This is a genomic window from Geodermatophilus marinus, from assembly GCF_003428645.1.
In the GTDB taxonomy this organism is placed as follows: Bacteria; Actinomycetota; Actinomycetes; order Mycobacteriales; family Geodermatophilaceae; genus Geodermatophilus.
In genome coordinates, this window is the sequence record NZ_QVQH01000037.1 from 1 (window position 1) to 16,486 (window position 16,486).

Consider the following 16,486-nt stretch of genomic DNA (forward strand, 5'->3'; position numbering starts at 1 on the left):
GGATCGCCCGCTCCGCCCGCCGGCTGCGGCTGCACCTGCCCCGCGACTGGCCGTGGCAGACCGCCTGGTCCCAGCTGTTCTCCACCACCTGCGGACCACCGGCAGCGGCCTGAGCCGACCACCGCCCGCCGGGCCCGATCGGAGACCGACCGTGGAAGAGCCGGACAGACCGGCGGCCCACCCACGCCCAGATCAGACAACCACAATCAGGTCCCGGCCCGGCCGGGTCCACCAAGATCGACGGTGGATCGAGGCTCAGACGAGCTCGACGACGTCGGCGATGGACTCCAGCACGCGGTTGGGTCGGAACGGGAAGCGCGCCACGTCGGAGGCCCGGGTGGAACCGGTCAGGACGAGGATGGTCTCCAGACCGGCCTCGATGCCCGCCACCACGTCGGTGTCCATGCGGTCGCCGACCATGACCGTCGACTCCGAGTGGGCCTCGATCCGGTTCATGGCGCTGCGGAACATCATCGGGTTGGGCTTGCCGACGAAGTAGGGCTCCGCGCCGGTCGCCTTGGTGACCATCGCGGCGACGGAGCCGGTGGCCGGCAGCGGCCCCTCCGGCGAGGGCCCGGTCACGTCGGGGTTGGTGGCGATGAAGCGCGCGCCGTCGCCGATGAGCCGGATGGCCCGGGTGATCGCCTCGAACGAGTAGGTGCGGGTCTCCCCGAGCACGACGTAGTCCGGGTCGGTGTCGGTGAGGGTGTAGCCGGCCTCGTAGAGCGCCGTGGTCAGCCCGGCCTCGCCGATGACGTAGGCCGAGCCCCCGGGCAGCTGGGCGGAGAGGAAGTCCGCCGTCGCCAGCGCCGAGGTGAAGATCGCCTGCTCGGGCACCTGCAGGCCGGAGCGGGCCAGCCGGGCCGCGAGGTCCCGCGGCGTGAAGATCGAGTTGTTGGTCAGCACGAGGAAGCGGCGGCCGGCCTCCACCAGCCGGGCCAGGAAGTCCGCCGCGCCCGGCAGCGCCTGGCCCTCGTGCACCAGGACGCCGTCCATGTCGGTCAGCCAGCACTCCGCCGGGCGCCGCGCGCCACTCATGCCCGGCGGTCCGCAGCGAAGGAGGCCAGCGCCCCGTCGGTGAGCCGGAAGACGGTCCACTCGTCCATCGGGACGGCACCAGCGGCCTTGTAGAAGTCGATCGACGGGGTGTTCCAGTCCAGCACCCACCACTCCAGCCGGCTGTAGCCGCGCTCGACGCAGGTCTCGGCCAGCGTGCGCAGGAGCTCGCGGCCCAGGCCGCTGCCGCGGTGCTCCGGGCGGACGTAGAGGTCCTCGAGGTAGATGCCGTGGGTGCCCCGCCAGGTGGAGAAGTTGAGGAACCACAGGGCCATGCCGACGACGTCCCCGGCCCCGTCCCCGGCCCCGGCACCGGCCCCGGCCCCGGCACCGGCCCCGGCCACGGCCACGTGGCCGAACAGCTTCGGGGACTCCCCGAACAGCGCGGCGGTCAGCTGCTCCTCGGTGAGCAGCACCTCGTGCGCGGCGCGCTCGTACTCGGCCAGCTCGCGCACGAGGCCCACCACGGCGGGCACGTCGTCGGGACGGATCGGCCGGACGCTCATGTGAGCAGCTCCTTGAGACGGTCCGGCACCAGCCGGCCCAGCGGGGACAGCACCGGCACCAGCACCGGCGCGAGCAGGTAGCCGTAGGCGAGCAGGCAGCCGGTGAGCACGGGCACGGAGGCGAAGCCGACCAGGACGGCCAGCGCCGCGGTGATCAACCCGTACGGCCGGCCGCTCTTCGGGCTGACCAGCGACCGGAACGAGCGGAACCGCACGGTGCTCACCATCAGCAGCGCCGGGACGGCGACGATGAGCAGCACCCACAGGCGGTCGCGGCCCTGCATCTGCTCCCCGAAGGCGAACACCGAGGCCAGCACCACCCCGGCCGCTCCCGGGCTGGGCATGCCGGTGAAGTACCGCTTGTCCGCGGTGGGGTCGATCGTGGTGTTGAACCGCGCCAGCCGGATGGCGGCGCACGCCACCCACAGGAAGCACACCACCCAGCCGAGCGGGTCCCACTCGTCGCGGCCCTCGGAGAAGAGCGTGAACGCCAGCAGCGCCGGGGCCAGCCCGAAGGAGACCAGGTCGGCGAGGGAGTCGAACTGCAGGCCGAAGGGCGTGACCGCGCCGACCAGGCGGGCCACGGCCCCGTCGGTGATGTCGAAGACGACCGACAGCCCGACCAGGACGGCGGCCAGGGTGTACTGACCGCGGATGGAGACCAGGATCGCGGCGAAGCCGCACATCATGTTGGCCAGCGTGAACAGGCTGGGCAGGGTGGCCAGCGCGCGGCGCCGGGTGCCGCGGACCGAGCCGCGGACGAACTCCACGGTGGCCGTGCGCCGGGTCTGCGGAGGTCGCGCGCCGGAGGCGGAGCTGGGCATCGCGGCGCCTCAGCCGGCGGCGGGGAAGCGCGCGATGACGGTCTCGCCGCCGCGCACGCGCTCGCCCTTCCGCACCGTGACCGTGCACTCGCGGGGCACGAAGACGTCCATCCGCGAGCCGAACTTCATCAGCCCCATGCGCTCCCCGGTGGCCAGGTGCCGGCCCACCCCGGTGCGCGTGACGATGCGCCGGGCCAGCACGCCGACCAGCTGCCGGAAGACCACGGTGCGGGCGGCGGGGCCGTCGGAGTCGCGCAGCCACAGCTCGCTGCGCTCGTTCCGGTGCGCGGACTCCCGCCGGTAGGCGGCCAGGAAGCTGCCCGGCCGGTAGGAGCTCTCGACGACCTCGCCGTGGTACGGGGAGCGGTTGACGTGCACGTCCACGACGGAGAGGAAGACGCTGACCTGCTGCCAGCCGCCCTCGGGCGCGGGCTCGGGGGCGACGCCCTCCTGGGGCTCGCCGGCCACCATCACCACGCCGTCGGCGGGGGAGAGGACGTCGTCGGGGTCGACCGGCCCGCGGTCGCAGCGCCTCTCCGGGTCCCGGAAGAACAGCGTCATGTAAGCGGTGAGCAGCCCGAACGGCGCCGCGGCCACGAGAGGGCCGCGCCGGCCGGTCGCGCGGCCGGCGGCGGCGAGGAGGGCTGCTGGGGCCAGCGGCCCGGCGATGAAGGGCCACCCGGCGGGGTCGATGCGCATCGTGGTCAGACGGTACCGGGACGCGCAGGGCCCGGCCGACCGGTCACCGGCAGGGGCCGGGACGCACGAGGCGCGCGCCCCCGGGAGCGGGGACGCGCGCCTCGTGCGCCGGGCGGGAGGGGTCAGGCGGCGGCCTTCGTCTCCCAGAAGATCTTGTCGATCTCCGCGATGTAGTCGAGCAGCTTCTGGCCCTCGGCGGGGTCCATGCTCTGCTTGGCCGCGCCGCCACCGGCCTGCTTGGTGGCCTTGTTGAACAGCTCGTGCAGCTGCGGGTACTTCTCGAAGTGCGGCGGCTTGAAGTAGTCGGTCCACAGCACCCACAGGTGGTGCTTGACCAGGTCCGCGCGCTGCTCCTTGATCAGGACGGCGCGCTGCCGGAAGACCGGGTCCTCGTTGCTCTGGTACTTCTCCTGGATGGCCTTGACGGACTCTGCCTCGATGCGGGCCTGGGCGGGGTCGTACACACCGCAGGGGAGGTCGCAGTGCGCGGTGGCCTCCACGGCGGAGAACATGCGGAATCGCATGGAGTGTCCTCCGGTTCTCGAGTGTTCGGTCGTCTGCGACCCTACTCGCGGTGAGCGCACCCGACATGTCCGAGGAGGGGCCCCCCGACGGGGTCGCGCCGCTGGTCACGCCGTGGGTCGTCGCCCGGGTGACCGGCCCGTCGATGAGCCCCGCGGTCCGGCACGGCGACCGCCTGCTGGTGCGCCGGGTCCGCCCGGGCGGCCGGCTGCGCACCGGCGACGTCGTCCTCGCCCGGTTCCCCGCACGACCCGGCCTGCTCGTGGTCAAGCGGGTGCGGCGCCCGGTCGCCGGCGGCTACTGGGTCGAGGGCGACAACCCCCTGGTCGCCGACGACAGCCGGGCGTTCGGGCCGGCGGTCGTGGTGGGCCGGGTGGTGGCGCGGCTCTGGCCGAGGCCGGGCCGGCCCTCCCCGGCCTCCTGACCTCCGGCCGCCGGTCCCACGCTGCGGACGTCGGCTCCCGGTGCCTGGGACCGGGCCCGGCGGGCGGCGTCCCGGAGAGGGCTACGCTCCCAGGTCCATGGGCGCCCCGCAGCCGCAGCCGATCGGCCCCGACCGCTTCGCCGACGACCCGGCGTTCGCGGTGCACGAGGGCGGCAAGCTCTCGGTACGCCCCACCCGCCCGATCGAGACGGTCGCCGACCTCGCCCTGACCTACACGCCCGGCGTGGCCCGGGTCTCCAGCGCCATCGCCGGGGACCCCGGTCTCGCCCGGCGCTTCACCTGGGCCCCGCGCGTGGTGGCCGTGGTCTCCGACGGCACCGCGGTCCTCGGCCTCGGCGACATCGGGCCGGCGGCGTCCCTGCCGGTCATGGAGGGCAAGGCCTGCCTGTTCAGCGAGTTTGGGGGGCTGTCCGCCGTCCCCGTGGTGCTGTCCACCACCGACGTCGACGCCATCGTCGAGACCGTGGCCGCGATCGCGCCCAGCTTCGGCGGGATCAACCTCGAGGACATCAGCGCTCCGCGCTGCTTCGAGATCGAGGACCGGCTGCGGGCCCGGCTGGACATCCCCGTCATGCACGACGACCAGCACGGGACGGCGATCGTCGTCCTGGCCGCGCTGCGCAACGCCGCGCGCGTCGTCGGGCGGGAGCTCGGCGACCTGCGCGTCGTGGTCGCCGGTGCGGGGGCCGCGGGCATCGCCTGCACGCGGATCCTGCTGGAGGCGGGCATCGGCGACATCGCGGTGGCCGACTCCCGCGGGGTCCTGCACGCCGGCCGGGAGGACCTCACCCCGGTCAAGCGCTGGGCCGCCGAGAACACCAACCGCGCCGGCCACACCGGCACGATGGTCGAGGCCCTGGCCGGGGCCGACGTGTACCTGGGCCTGTCGGGCGGCTCGGTGCCGGAGTCGGCGATCGCGGCCATGGCGCCCGGCTGCATCGTGTTCTCCCTGGCCAACCCGATCCCGGAGGTGGACCCGGAGATGGCCGCCCGGTACGCGGCGGTCGTCGCCACGGGCCGCAGCGGCGAGCCCAACCAGATCAACAACGTGCTGGCCTTCCCCGGGGTGTTCCGCGGCGCGATCGACGCCGGGGCCACGGGCATCACCGAGGAGATGAAGCTGGCGGCGGCCACCGCGATCGCCGAGGTGGTGGGCGACGAGCTGCGCGCCGACCACGTGGTCCCGAGCCCGCTCGACCGGCGCGTGGCCACCGCGGTCGCCGAGGCGGTCGCCGCCTGCGCCCGGGAGGGCGGCATCACCCGGTAGGCCCTCCCTCCCGGGCCCGGGCCCGGGGCGGGGGCTGCCCCGACGGTTCCGCCCCGCTCGTCCCGGGGGCGGCCGCGAGCCGGTCGAGCGTCCGGCGCCACATCCGCGCGAACGCGATCGGGCCGATCAGCCGCTGGACGAGCAGGATGGCCCGCCCGCGCAGGCCGCGCGGGTGCCGGTGGTCGATGACGGCGTCGACGCGGCTGCCCCCCTCGGCCCGGGGGGTGGCGCGGACCTCGCCGCGGCCGGTGTCGCAGTGGTCGCTGTCCACGAGCTCCCACCGGACGACCCCGGGCTCGCCCCAGTCGTAGCGGAGCAGCACCCAGATCCGCGTGCCGGCGCTGCCCTCGCGCACGACCGCCCAGGTGTCCCCGCGCTCGCGGACCTCGTACTTCGCCGGGTCGAGGGTCGAGCGCCAGATCTCCGGACGGCGGTCGGTGGTGTCGGTGAAGGCGTCGAGCACCTGCTCGGGCGTCGCCGCGGTGTCGAAGCCGAAGCGGAGCCGCACGGTGGCCTCCCTGCGCCGGAGGACCCCCGTGGTACCGGCCAGGGTCCCGCGGCCGGGCCCCGCCGTCCAGGGTCCTCAGCCCGCGCGGACGGAGGTGACCGACGGCCGGTGGACCAGGTCCAGCACGCCGGCCAGGAGCCGCTCGGCCAGCGGGCGGGGCAGCGCGGCCACCAGCGCGTGCACCGGGGCCATCCGCGCGGGCAGCCGGCCGCCGCCGACGCCGGCCAGCTCCAGCAGCCCGTCGACCTCGGCCACCGTCAGCGTGGCCGGGTCGAGCGTCGCGGCCGCCGCCACGAGGCCGGGGTCGGGTACCGGCGGGGGGAGGGCCGCGGCGGCACGGGCCGCCGCCGCCAGGTCGGCCAGCAGCGCCGGCACCCGCGGCGCCGTCGCCGCGGTCACCGTCAGGTGCAGCGTGCCCGGCAGGTCGGCGCCCCCGGGCTGGGCGAACGGGGGCTGCGGCTGCAGCAACCACCCCCGGGCGGTCATCTCGTCGGCGAGGTGCAGGACGTCCACCCCGTCGGGACCGTCCTGGGCCAGGGCCACCAGGGTGCCCACCGGCCGCCCGACCACCCGCAGGCCCGGCACCGCGGCGGCGCCCTCGGCCAGGGCCACGGTCGCGGCGCGCGCGGTGCGGGCCAGCTCCCGGTAGCCGTCGGTGCCGAGCGCCCGGTGCACCGCCCACGCCGCGGCCATCGGGCCGGCCGGCCGGGTACCGGCCAGGGTCGGGTTGACCACCGGGTACCCGGGCCAGCCGGCGGTGGCGAACCAGTGCCCCTGGCGGAACTCCGGGTCGTTCGTCAGCAGCATCGAGACGCCCTTGGGGGCGTAGCCGTACTTGTGCAGGTCGACCGACAGGGAGGTCACCCCGGGGACGGCGAGGTCGAAGGGCTCCGGGACGTCGTCGAGGAAGGGCAGCACCCACCCGCCGATGCAGGCGTCCACGTGGCACGGGACGCCCGCGGCGGCGGCCGCTCCGGCGATCTCCGTCACCGGGTCCAGGACCCCGTGCGGGTAGGACGGCGCGCTCCCCACGACCAGCGCCGCCCGCTCGTCGAGCGCGGCCCGCACCGCGGCCGGATCGGCGCGGCCCGCGGGGTCGACCGGGACGTCCACCGGCTCGAGGTCGAACAGGTGGGCGGCCTTGCGGAAGGCGGCGTGCGCCGAGACCGGCAGCAGCAGCCGCGGGCGCCCGGGCCGGCCGTGCGCCCGCCAGCGCTCCCGGGCGGCCAGCACCGCCAGCAGGCAGCTCTCGGTCCCGCCGCTGGTCACGGTGCCGACCGCGCCCGGCCCGCCGCCGAGCAGCCCCAGCCCGGCGGCCACCAGGTCGCCCTCGATCCGGGCGACGCTCGGGAAGGCGGTCGGGTCGAGGGCGTTGGTCCACTGGTAGGCCGCCTGCGCGGCGGCGGCGAGGTCGTCGAGACCGGCCAGCCCGGAGTCGTAGACGTAGGCCATGGTGGCCCCGCCGTGGGTCGGCACGTCACCGGCCTGCAGCCCGGTGAGCTCGGCCAGGACGTCCTCGGGTGTCACGGGGCCTCCTCGAGGCGGTAGCGGGCGAGCACGGGGATGCTGGCGAGCACGAGCAGGGCCGGGACGACGGTGAAGCCCAGCCGGACGGCCAGCAGCGCCGAGCCCGGCTGGGCGACCACCTCGTCGCCGGTGGACGACACGTACCCGGCCAGCGCCAGCAGCCCGCCCAGCAGGCCGGGTCCGACGGCCAGACCCAGCGTCTCCGCCGCCGTCCAGACGCCGGTGAAGACCCCCGCGCGCCGGTGCCCGGAGGCGACCTCGTCCGCGGCGATGACGTCAGGGAGCATCGCCAGCGGGAACATCTGCATGCCGGCGTACCCGGTCCCCACCAGGACCACGAGCGGGAAAGCCGCCGCGGTGCCGCCGTCCGGGACCGCGACCAGCAGCGCCGCCGCCACGGCGAACAGCCCCGAGGAGAGCAGCAGCCCCGCCCGCTTGCCCAGGGTCCGGCTGACCCGCAGCCACAGCGGCATCACGAGGACGGCGGGCGCGACCAGCGCGGCGAACAGCAGCGACCCCGCGGCCGGGTCGCCGAGCACCTGGCGCGAGTAGTAGGGGACCCCGGCGAGCATCACGCCGATGCCCAGCGCCTGGACCACGAAGCCGGTGAGCAGCACCCGGAACGGCCGCGACCGCCAGGCCAGCCGCAGGGTCGTGACCAGCCGGCCCTCGCTGCGCACCCGGGTGAGGGTGGGGGCCGAGCGGGTGCCGGCGACCGCGCCGAGCATCCCGCCGGCCAGCAGCACCGCCACGAACACGGCCATCGCGAGGTACCCGGCCCGCCCGCCACCGGCCAGGTCCACGACCGCCGGCGCGCCCGCCCCGGCGAGCAGGATGCCCACGGCCAGGGCGGCGACCCGCCAGGACATGAGGGTGGCCCGCTCGGCGGGGTCGTCGGTGATCTCGGCCGGCTGGGCCACGTAGGGCACCTGGAAGCAGGCGTAGGCGGTGGCCGCCAGGAGGAAGGTGACGGCCACCCACGTCCCGGCCGCCGCGGGTGGCGCGCCGGGGCCGGCGAAGACGAGGACGAACAGCGGGGGCAGGGCGAGCCCGCCGGCCAGCATCCACGGCCGGCGCGGCCCCCAGGGGCTGCCGGTGCGGTCGGACCGGGCGCCCACCCAGGGGTTGAGCAGCACGTCCCAGGCCTTCGGGGCGAGCACGACCAGGCCGGCCACGGCCGCGGCGACGCCGAGCACGTCGGTCAGGTAGTACAGCAGCAGCAGGCCGGGCACCGTCCCGAAAGCCGCCGTCCCGATGGACCCGAGGGCGTAGCCGACGTGCGTCCCGCGGCCGAGGCGCGGGCGGGCCGGTACCGGCGGGACGGCGGTCACCCGGCGCAACCTAGCGCCCCTGCCCTGCTCAGCCGAGGGAGCGCAGCTCCTGGACCCACGGGGCGACGGCGTCCTGCAGGCCGGTGTTGGCGTAGACGAACCACACCGTGGCGAGCACGAACGCCGGCGCCAGCACCGCCTTCTCCAGTGTCGTCCCCGTCTTCAGCGGGGTCAGCGCGAGGCGGCAGCGCTTGACCAGCCACACCACCGGCACCGGCACGCCCTGGGTGGTGATGGCGTCACCGGCGATGTGGGTGAGCACCCCGAGCGCGACCGCCCAGGGCAGCCAGGCCGGTGGCGGCATGTGGTCGAGGAGCAGCCAGGCCCCGCCCCAGGAGAGCACCAGGTTGCCGACGACGGTGTTCTCCGCCCGGCCAGGGATCACGAAGTGCAGCGCGCGCAGCGCCAGCCCGATGGCCAGCGCCAGGAGCAGCAGGCTCGACCAGTAGGCGTCGGCCGCGGCCAGGGCGAACGCGCCGAAGGCCAGCGGCGCCAGCAGGGCGTCGTGGGTGCCCCAGCGGTGCCCCTGCGCGAGCCGGCCGATCGCCCCGGACGGGACGTCGGTGACCGGGCCCCACATGTCCGACACGGTGGAACCGGAGTGGTCGAGGTCCGGGAGCATCGCCATCCCGCCGGCGGCGGCGACCCAGGCGGCCTGGGCCACGGGCCCCTGCACGGGCGCCCACGGCAGCGTCGCGGCGCCGGCGGCGAGCCCGGAGAGCGCGTGCGAGTGACCGAGCACGCACAGAGGGTCTCGCCGGCCTGGGCGGACGTGCGGGACCCCGCCGTCCGGGCGTGTCGCCGCCGGCCCCGTCCCGGGGCCCACCCCGAGCGTGCGAGGGGTGGGGAGGACGGGGTCCTTTCTCAGTCGTCGTCGTCCGTGCCGCCGCGGGCCAGCCAGGTGGCCAGCCGCTCGACCGGCACCTCGAAGTCCGGGTGCTGGTCGACGAACGCCTGCATCTGGTCGGCCAGCCAGGCGAGGGTCACCTGCTCCTCGCCCCGCCGGTCGGCCAGCTCCTCCAGGCCCCGGTCGGTGAAGTACACGACTCGCGCCCCTCAGCCGGAGAAGGCCTCGGCGACCAGCCGCTTCTGCTCGACGTCGTGCACCTTGGCCGAGCCGACGGCCGGGCTGGCCGAGGCCTTCCGGCTGACCCGGCGCAGGCGCCGCCCGGACGGCAGGTGCTCGGGCAGGTTGACCGCCATGAACTGCCAGGCGCCCATGTTCGCCGGCTCCTCCTGCACCCAGACCACGTCGGAGGCGTTCGGGTAGCGCTCGAGCGCGGCGACGACCTGCTCGGCCGGCAGCGGGTAGAGCTGCTCCACCCGGACCACCGCGGTGTCGGCGGTGCCGTCGGCCTCGCGCTGGGCGAACAGGTCGTAGGCGACCTTGCCGCTGCAGAGCAGCACCCTGCGGACGGCGGCGTCGTCGAGCGGCTCCCCGCCCACGCCCGGGTCGGGCAGGACCGGCCGGAAGGACTCGTCGGTGAAGTCCGCGACCGGGCTGACCGCCGCCTTGGCGCGCAGCAGGGACTTGGGCGTGAACACCACCAGCGGCCGGTGCACCGAGGACAGCCCCTGGCGGCGCAGCAGGTGGAAGTAGTTGCCCGGCGTCGAGCAGTTGGCGACCGTCATGTTGTTCTCGGCGCACAGCTGCAGGAAGCGCTCGATCCGCCCGCTGGAGTGGTCCGGCCCCTGGCCCTCGAGGCCGTGGGGCAGCAGGAGCACGACCCCGGAGCGCTGCCCCCACTTCGCCTCGCCCGAGCTGATGAACTCGTCGATGACCATCTGCGCCCCGTCGACGAAGTCGCCGAACTGGGCCTCCCAGAGCACCAGCGCCTTCGGGTTGGCCACCGAGTAGCCGTACTCGAAGCCCAGGGCCGCGTACTCGGAGAGCAGCGAGTCGTAGACGAAGAACTTCGCCTGGTCCTCGGACAGGTGCCCCAGCGGGGTGTACTCGCGGCCGGTCTCCCGGTCGATGAGCACCGAGTGCCGCTGCACGAACGTGCCGCGCCGGGAGTCCTGCCCGGCCAGGCGCACGGGGACGCCCTGCATGAGCAGCGACCCGAAGGCCAGCAGCTCGCCCATCGCCCAGTCGACGCCGCCCTCGCTGACCATCGCGGCGCGCCGCTCGAGCAACCGCTTGAGCTTCGGGTGGACGGTGAAGTCCTCGGGCAGCGAGACGTGCGCGTCGCCGACGGCCTTGAGCACCTCGGTGCTGATCGCGGTGGCGACCGGCTCCTCGACGGCGGGCTGGTCCATGGCCGGCTCGGGCTGCGGGGTCTCCGTCGAGTCGTGGGTCTCGGCAAAGGCCCGCTCCAGCTGGCCGCGGTAGTCCTTGAGCGCCTCCTCGGCCTCGGCCAGGGTGATGTCACCCCGGCCGATGAGCGCCTCGGTGTAGAGCTTCCGGACCGAGCGCTTGCGGTCGATGATGTCGTACATCAGCGGCTGGGTCATCGACGGGTCGTCGCCCTCGTTGTGCCCGCGCCGGCGGTAGCAGACCAGGTCGATGACGACGTCCTTGCGGAACTCCTGCCGGTAGTCGACCGCCAGCCGGGCCACCCGGACGCAGGCCTCGGGGTCGTCGCCGTTCACGTGGAAGACCGGCGCGCCGATCATCCGCGCCACGTCGGTCGAGTAGAGGCTCGACCGGGCGGCGGCCGGCGAGGTGGTGAACCCGACCTGGTTGTTGATGACGACGTGCACCGTGCCGCCGGTGCGGTAGCCGCGCAGCTGGGAGAGGTTGAGCGTCTCGGCGACCACGCCCTGCCCGGCGAACGCGGAGTCGCCGTGCAGCAGGACCGGGAGGACGGTGAAGCCGCTCTCGCCCTTGTCGATCATGTCCTGCTTGGCCCGCGCGATGCCCTCGAGCACCGGGTTGACCGTCTCCAGGTGGGAGGGGTTGCTGGCCAGGGAGACCGCGATGGACCGGCCCTGGTCGAACGGGTTCTGGAAGGTGCCCTCGGCGCCGAGGTGGTACTTGACGTCACCGGAGCCCTGCACCGTGCCCGGGTCGATGTTCCCCTCGAACTCGCCGAAGATCTTGGCGTAGCTCTTGCCGAGGACGTTGGCGAGGACGTTGAGCCGGCCGCGGTGGGCCATCCCGATCGCCACCTCGTCCAGGCCGTACTCGGTGCCGGCGACCAGCACCTCGTCGAGCAGCGGGATCACCGACTCGCCGCCCTCGAGGCTGAACCGCTTCTGCCCGACGTACTTGGTCTGCAGGAACGTCTCGAAGGCCTCCGCGGCGTTGAGCCGGCCGAGGACGTGCTTCTGCTTCTCCCGGTCGGGCTGCTCGTGCTTGAGCTCGACCCGCTGCTGGAGCCACTCGCGCTCCTCGGGGTCGGTGATGTGCATGTACTCCACGCCGACGGTGCGGCAGTAGGAGTTGCGCAGGACGCCGAGCAGGTCGCGCAGGGCCATGAGCCGCTCGCCGGCGAACCCGCCGACGGGGAACTCGCGGTCGAGGTCCCACAGCGTGAGGCCGTGCTGGAGGATGTCGAGGTCCGGGTGGCTGCGGACCTTGAACTCCAGCGGGTCGGTGTCGGCCATCAGGTGGCCGTTGCGCCGGTAGGCCTCGATGACCTCGATGACCCGGGCTTCCTTGTCGATCTCGCCCTCGCGGCTGACCCGCACGTCCGGCATCCAGCGCACCGGCTCGTAGGGGATGCGCAGCGAGCGGAAGACCTCGTCGTAGAAGCCGTCCTGGCCCAGCAGCAGCTGGTGCAGCCGGCGGAGGAAGTCGCCGGACTCGGCGCCCTGGATGATCCGGTGGTCGTAGGTCGAGGTCAGCGTGATGATCTTGCTGACCGCCATGTCGGTGAGCGCCTGCGGGCTCATCCCCTGGAACTCGGCGGGGTACTCCATGGCCCCGACGCCGATGATCGCGCCCTGGCCGGCGGTGAGCCGCGGCACCGAGTGGTTGGTCCCGATCGTCCCGGGGTTGGTGAGGCTGATCGTGGTGCCGGAGAAGTCCTCGAGGGTGAGCTTGTTGTTGCGGGCGCGCCGGATGATGTCCTCGTAGGCCGCCCAGAACTGGGCGAAGTCCATCCGCTCGGCCGCCTTGATGGAGGCGACGACGAGCGACCGGGAGCCGTCGGCCTTGGGCAGGTCGATGGCCAGCCCGAAGTTGACGTGCTCCGGCTGCACGAGGGTCGGCTTCCCGTCGACCTCGGCGTAGGCGTTGTTTATGTTCGGGAAGTCGTCGAGGGCCCGGACCAGCGCGTAGCCGATCAGGTGGGTGAACGAGACCTTCCCGCCCCGCGCGCGGGCGAGGTGGTTGTTGATGACGATGCGGTTGTCGGCCAGCAGCTTGGCCGGCACCGCGCGCACGCTGGTCGCCGTCGGGACGGTCAACGAGGCGTTCATGTTCTTGACGACGCTGGCCGCCGCCCCGCGCAGCGGGGTCCGCTTCGGGCCCTCGTCGTCGTCGGTGGAGGCGGCCGGCCTGGCGGCGGCCGGCTTCCCGGCCGCGGGCTTCGCTGCGGCGGGCTTCGCGGGGGCGGGTCCGCCGTCGGCGGCCTCGGTGGCCGGCTTCGCGGCCGCGGGCTTCGCTGCGGCGGGCTTCGCGGGGGCGGGTCCGCCGTCGGCGGCCTCGGTGGCCGGCTTCGCGGCCGCGGGCTTCGCTGCGGCGGGCCCGGCGGCGGGCTGCCGGGCCTGGTCGGCCTGCCCCGCCGGCTGCGGGCGCTGCCCCTGCCGGGGGCCGGCCGGCGCCTCCTGCCGAGCGCCCTGGCGCTGGCGGTCGTCGGTGGCGCCCACCGGGCTGCCCGGGCGGTAGTCGGCGAAGAACTCGTGCCAGGCCTGGTCCACGCTGGACGGGTCGGCCTGGTACTGCTGGTACATCTCCTCGACCAGCCACTCGTTGGTGCCGAAGCCCGCCACCGCGGACGACGAGGATGTGGTGGACGGCCGGGGTGAGCTGGAGCTTGACACGGGGTCGAGTGCCTCTTCGTCGTCGTGGACGGGTCTGGACCGGGTGCCGAGTCTACGCCCGACGCCCCCGGTCCGAGCCCGGGCACGCGCGACCCGGCGCCGGTGGGGAGGTCAGTCGGTGGCGCCCCGGGCGACGAGCAGGTCGACGACCGCGTCGTGCCCGCCGGCCCGCCCCGCGTCGTCCCGGCGGTTGCGCGCGGCGGCCACCCGGCTGATGTCCAGGGCGCTGGCCCCGTCGCTGGTGGTGGCGTTGACGTCGGCCCCGGCGTCGAGCAGCGCCCGGACGACGTCCGGGGCGGTGCCGTCCGCGCCGCCCTCCACGGCACGGTGCAGGGCGCTGCGGCCGCTGTCGGGGTCCCGGCGGTTGACGTCGGCGCCGGCGTCCAGCAGCAGCCGGACCAGTTCCAGGTGGCCGCCGCCGGCCGCGGCGTGCAGCGCGCCGCCGTCCGCGGCGGCACCGCGGTCCAGGAGGGTCCGCGCCGTGCCGGCCGCCCCCCCGACCGCCGCCCAGGTGAGCAGGTCGACGCCGGTCACCGGGTCGGCGAGGGGCGCCCCGGCGTCGAGCTCGGCGGCCAGCTGGTCGACGTCGTCCAGGTAGGCGGCGCTCGGCGCGTCGACCGCCGCCCCGAGCTCGCGGAGCAGGGCGACGAGGTCCGGGGCGAACTCGAGCGCAGTGTGCAGCGGGGTGCGGTCGTGCTCGGTCCGGGCGTCGAGGTCCGCTCCCGCGCCGGCCAGGACGCGCACGATCTCGGCCCGGCCCTCGGCGACGGCCAGGTGCAGCGGCGTCCAGCCGCCCAGGCCGTCGCGCTCGACGGTGGCGGTGAGGAGGCGGGGCGACTCGCCGATCGCGCTGCGGACGGACTCGGTGTCGCCGTCAGCGACGAGCCGGGCGAGCCGCTGGGCGGTCATCCGGGTGGTCATGGGCATCACGGTTCCGGTCGGGGGTGGGTGCCGCGGGCGGCGGCCCCGTCCGGGGCGCCGCCCCGGGCTCGCTCGGGACGGGGAGGTGGGGAGCACCTCCAGGGTCCCGCCCCGAGCCCGCGGGCGGCGGGGGAGGGGGACGGGTCCCCCTCCTCAGACCACGTCGCGGCGCACGGCGAGCAGGGTGCCGAGCAGGGCTGCCAGCAGACCGTATCCGAGCAGCAGCAGCCCGCCCTGCCAGGGCTCCAGGAGGTCCGGGCCCTCGAAGGTGGCCGTCAGCGCCTCCAGCGCACCCCCCGGCATCCACTTGTACGCCCCGGACGTGGCCGGGATCGACCGGATGATCGGCTCGATGACGAACAGGTAGACCAGGCCGCCGACGATGGCGCCCACCTGGTTGCGCAGCAGGGCGCCGATCCCCACGCCGATGACGGCGTAGATCACCAGCGCCAGGCCGCTGCTGGCGAGGATGCGCAGGTTGTCCCCCGTCAGCGCCGGGGCGTCGCCGCGGGCACCCGCGTAGACGGCCACCACCGCGTAGTTCACGGCCAGCACCAGGAGGGCGAAGGGGACCGCCGCCAGGGCGTACCCGACCAGCTTGGCGACGACCACGCGGCCGCGCCGGGGCGTGGTGAGGAACGTGGGGGTCGCCGTCCGGTGCCGGTACTCCTGCGTCATCCCGATGATCCCGAGGATCAGGAACAGCACGGTCACGTTCGCCGCCGTGGCGAGGATGAGCTCCTCGTACTGCTCCGAGCCCACCGGCGGCAGCCCGCTCTCCGCGTTGCCGGCGAAGGAGGTGAACAGGACGGCGAAGCCGGCCACCATGGCGCAGGCGCCGAGCAGCAGCCCGATCCAGACGCGGGTGGTGAACAGCTTGGTCCACTCGGCGCGGACGAGCGCGGTCATCGTGCGGCTCCCGGGGTGGTCGGGTCGGCGGTCCCGGCGCCCGGCGCCGTGCCCGGCGACGTGCTCGGCGAGGTGGCGGCGAACTGCTCCTGGCCGGCGGTGAGGCGGAAGTAGAGGTCCTCGAGGCCGCTGCTCTCGGCGCGCAGCTCGTGCAGCTCGAGCTGCGCGGCGAACGCCCGGGCCCCGACGTCGGCCGGGGTGGCCCCGCGCACGGTCACCAGGCCGTCGTCCCCGCGGGTGGCGGCCAGGCCGGCGGCACCCAGGACGTCGGCCAGCCGGCCGGCCTCGGGGCTGCGGACCAGCACGGTGCCGGGACCCTGGGCGCCGGCCCGCAGCTCGGCGATGGAGCCCTCGCGGACCAGCCGGCCGGCGCCGACGATGACGACCCGGTCGGCGGTGTGCTCCATCTCCGAGAGCAGGTGGCTGGAGACCAGCACCGTGCGCCCCTCGTCGTGGGCCAGGTGCCGGATGAAGCCGCGCAGCCACTGGATGCCCTCGGGGTCCAGGCCGTTGGCCGGCTCGTCGAGCACCAGGACCGGCGGGTCGCCGAGCAGCGCGGTCGCCAGCGCCAGCCGCTGCCGCATGCCCAGCGAGTAGCCACCGGCACGGCGGCCGCCGGCGTCGGCGAGGCCGACCTGGGTGAGCGTCTCCTCGGCGCGGGACAGGGGGAGGCCGGCGGCGCGGCAGTAGACCCGCAGGTGGTTGCGGCCGGATCGGGCGGGGTGGAAGGCGGTCTCCAGGACCGCGCCCACGGTGCGCACCGGCGCAGGGAGGTCGGCGTAGCGGGCGCCGTTGAAGGTCGCGGTGCCGGAGTCGGGCTGCTCGAGGCCGAGCACCATGCGCATCGTCGTGGTCTTCCCGGCGCCGTTGGGCCCGAGGAAGCCGGTCACCGACCCGGGTTCCACGCTGAAGGTGAGGTCGTCGACGGCGCGGACGGCGCCGAAGGTCTTGGTGAGGCCCGTGACCTCGACCCGTACGGGGTCGCGGTGGGCCGTGCTGCCGGGGCGGATGGCCGTCTCCTCGGTCGTGGTCGGTCGGCGCC

The 16,486-nt window shown here is 75.1% G+C and carries 16 protein-coding genes; 2 read left to right on the forward strand and 14 right to left on the reverse strand.

All coding sequences use genetic code 11. The features are described 5' to 3' along the window. Positions 1 to 255: 255 nt before the first annotated feature. The 5 genes from D0Z06_RS23260 to sodN form a co-directional block, all read right to left on the reverse strand. Positions 256 to 1,038 carry an HAD-IIA family hydrolase gene (locus D0Z06_RS23260; protein ID WP_117379930.1) on the reverse strand — a complete coding sequence of 261 codons (783 nt, stop codon included), beginning with the start codon at positions 1,036 to 1,038 and terminating at the stop codon, positions 256 to 258. Continuing rightward, positions 1,035 to 1,562, reverse strand: a complete 528-nt coding sequence (locus tag D0Z06_RS23265; RefSeq protein ID WP_117379931.1) for a GNAT family N-acetyltransferase — start codon at positions 1,560 to 1,562, stop codon at positions 1,035 to 1,037. The genes D0Z06_RS23260 and D0Z06_RS23265 overlap by 4 nt, the downstream gene beginning before the upstream one ends. After that, on the reverse strand, positions 1,559 to 2,386 hold the full coding sequence (gene pssA / locus D0Z06_RS23270; protein ID WP_117379932.1) for a CDP-diacylglycerol--serine O-phosphatidyltransferase: 828 nt from the start codon (positions 2,384 to 2,386) through the stop codon (positions 1,559 to 1,561). Before pssA ends, D0Z06_RS23265 begins: the two co-directional genes overlap by 4 nt. Positions 2,387 to 2,395: 9 nt before the next feature. Beyond that, positions 2,396 to 3,085, reverse strand: a complete 690-nt coding sequence (locus tag D0Z06_RS23275; RefSeq protein WP_117379933.1) for a phosphatidylserine decarboxylase — start codon at positions 3,083 to 3,085, stop codon at positions 2,396 to 2,398. Between the two features lie 122 nt (positions 3,086 to 3,207). Next, positions 3,208 to 3,609, reverse strand: a complete 402-nt coding sequence (gene sodN, locus D0Z06_RS23280) for a superoxide dismutase, Ni (protein ID WP_117379934.1) — start codon at positions 3,607 to 3,609, stop codon at positions 3,208 to 3,210. Between the two features lie 50 nt (positions 3,610 to 3,659). On the opposite strand from sodN, the gene D0Z06_RS23285 reads away from it, so the two are divergent. Beyond that, positions 3,660 to 4,031: a S26 family signal peptidase gene (locus D0Z06_RS23285; protein ID WP_233517914.1), complete on the forward strand. Its 372-nt coding sequence runs from the start codon at positions 3,660 to 3,662 to the stop codon at positions 4,029 to 4,031. A 97-nt stretch (positions 4,032 to 4,128) separates the two neighbouring features. Continuing rightward, on the forward strand, positions 4,129 to 5,319 hold the full coding sequence (locus tag D0Z06_RS23290; RefSeq protein WP_117379936.1) for an NAD(P)-dependent malic enzyme: 1,191 nt from the start codon (positions 4,129 to 4,131) through the stop codon (positions 5,317 to 5,319). Here D0Z06_RS23290 and D0Z06_RS23295 read toward each other — a convergent pair. The 9 genes from D0Z06_RS23295 to D0Z06_RS23335 form a co-directional block, all read right to left on the reverse strand. Then, a complete protein-coding gene (locus tag D0Z06_RS23295) occupies positions 5,309 to 5,827 on the reverse strand; it encodes an SRPBCC family protein (protein ID WP_117379937.1) in 519 nt (172 codons plus the stop codon). The two genes, D0Z06_RS23290 and D0Z06_RS23295, sit on opposite strands and share 11 nt — an antisense overlap. Before the next feature lie 75 nt (positions 5,828 to 5,902). Then, on the reverse strand, positions 5,903 to 7,354 hold the full coding sequence (locus tag D0Z06_RS23300; protein WP_117379938.1) for a pyridoxal phosphate-dependent decarboxylase family protein: 1,452 nt from the start codon (positions 7,352 to 7,354) through the stop codon (positions 5,903 to 5,905). Next, positions 7,351 to 8,685, reverse strand: coding sequence for an MFS transporter (locus D0Z06_RS23305; protein WP_117379939.1), 1,335 nt, complete (start codon positions 8,683 to 8,685; stop codon positions 7,351 to 7,353). Before D0Z06_RS23305 ends, D0Z06_RS23300 begins: the two co-directional genes overlap by 4 nt. 28 nt (positions 8,686 to 8,713) lie before the next feature. Then, the gene (locus D0Z06_RS23310) at positions 8,714 to 9,427 is read right to left on the reverse strand and encodes a metal-dependent hydrolase (RefSeq protein ID WP_117379940.1); all 714 of its coding nucleotides are present in this window, start codon (positions 9,425 to 9,427) and stop codon (positions 8,714 to 8,716) included. Between the two features lie 122 nt (positions 9,428 to 9,549). After that, positions 9,550 to 9,729, reverse strand: coding sequence for a DUF6104 family protein (locus D0Z06_RS23315; protein ID WP_117379941.1), 180 nt, complete (start codon positions 9,727 to 9,729; stop codon positions 9,550 to 9,552). A gap of 12 nt (positions 9,730 to 9,741) precedes the next feature. Next, positions 9,742 to 13,614: a multifunctional oxoglutarate decarboxylase/oxoglutarate dehydrogenase thiamine pyrophosphate-binding subunit/dihydrolipoyllysine-residue succinyltransferase subunit gene (locus D0Z06_RS23320; RefSeq protein ID WP_117379942.1), complete on the reverse strand. Its 3,873-nt coding sequence runs from the start codon at positions 13,612 to 13,614 to the stop codon at positions 9,742 to 9,744. 111 nt (positions 13,615 to 13,725) lie between these two features. Continuing rightward, a complete protein-coding gene (locus D0Z06_RS23325; RefSeq protein WP_117379956.1) occupies positions 13,726 to 14,535 on the reverse strand; it encodes an ankyrin repeat domain-containing protein in 810 nt (269 codons plus the stop codon). Positions 14,536 to 14,688: 153 nt separating this feature from the next. Then, complete coding sequence (locus tag D0Z06_RS23330; RefSeq protein ID WP_117379943.1) at positions 14,689 to 15,444, reverse strand: ABC transporter permease; 756 nt, start codon at positions 15,442 to 15,444, stop codon at positions 14,689 to 14,691. Further along, the gene (locus D0Z06_RS23335) at positions 15,441 to 16,454 is read right to left on the reverse strand and encodes an ABC transporter ATP-binding protein (RefSeq protein ID WP_117379944.1); all 1,014 of its coding nucleotides are present in this window, start codon (positions 16,452 to 16,454) and stop codon (positions 15,441 to 15,443) included. Before D0Z06_RS23335 ends, D0Z06_RS23330 begins: the two co-directional genes overlap by 4 nt. Between the last annotated feature and the right edge of the window lie 32 nt (positions 16,455 to 16,486).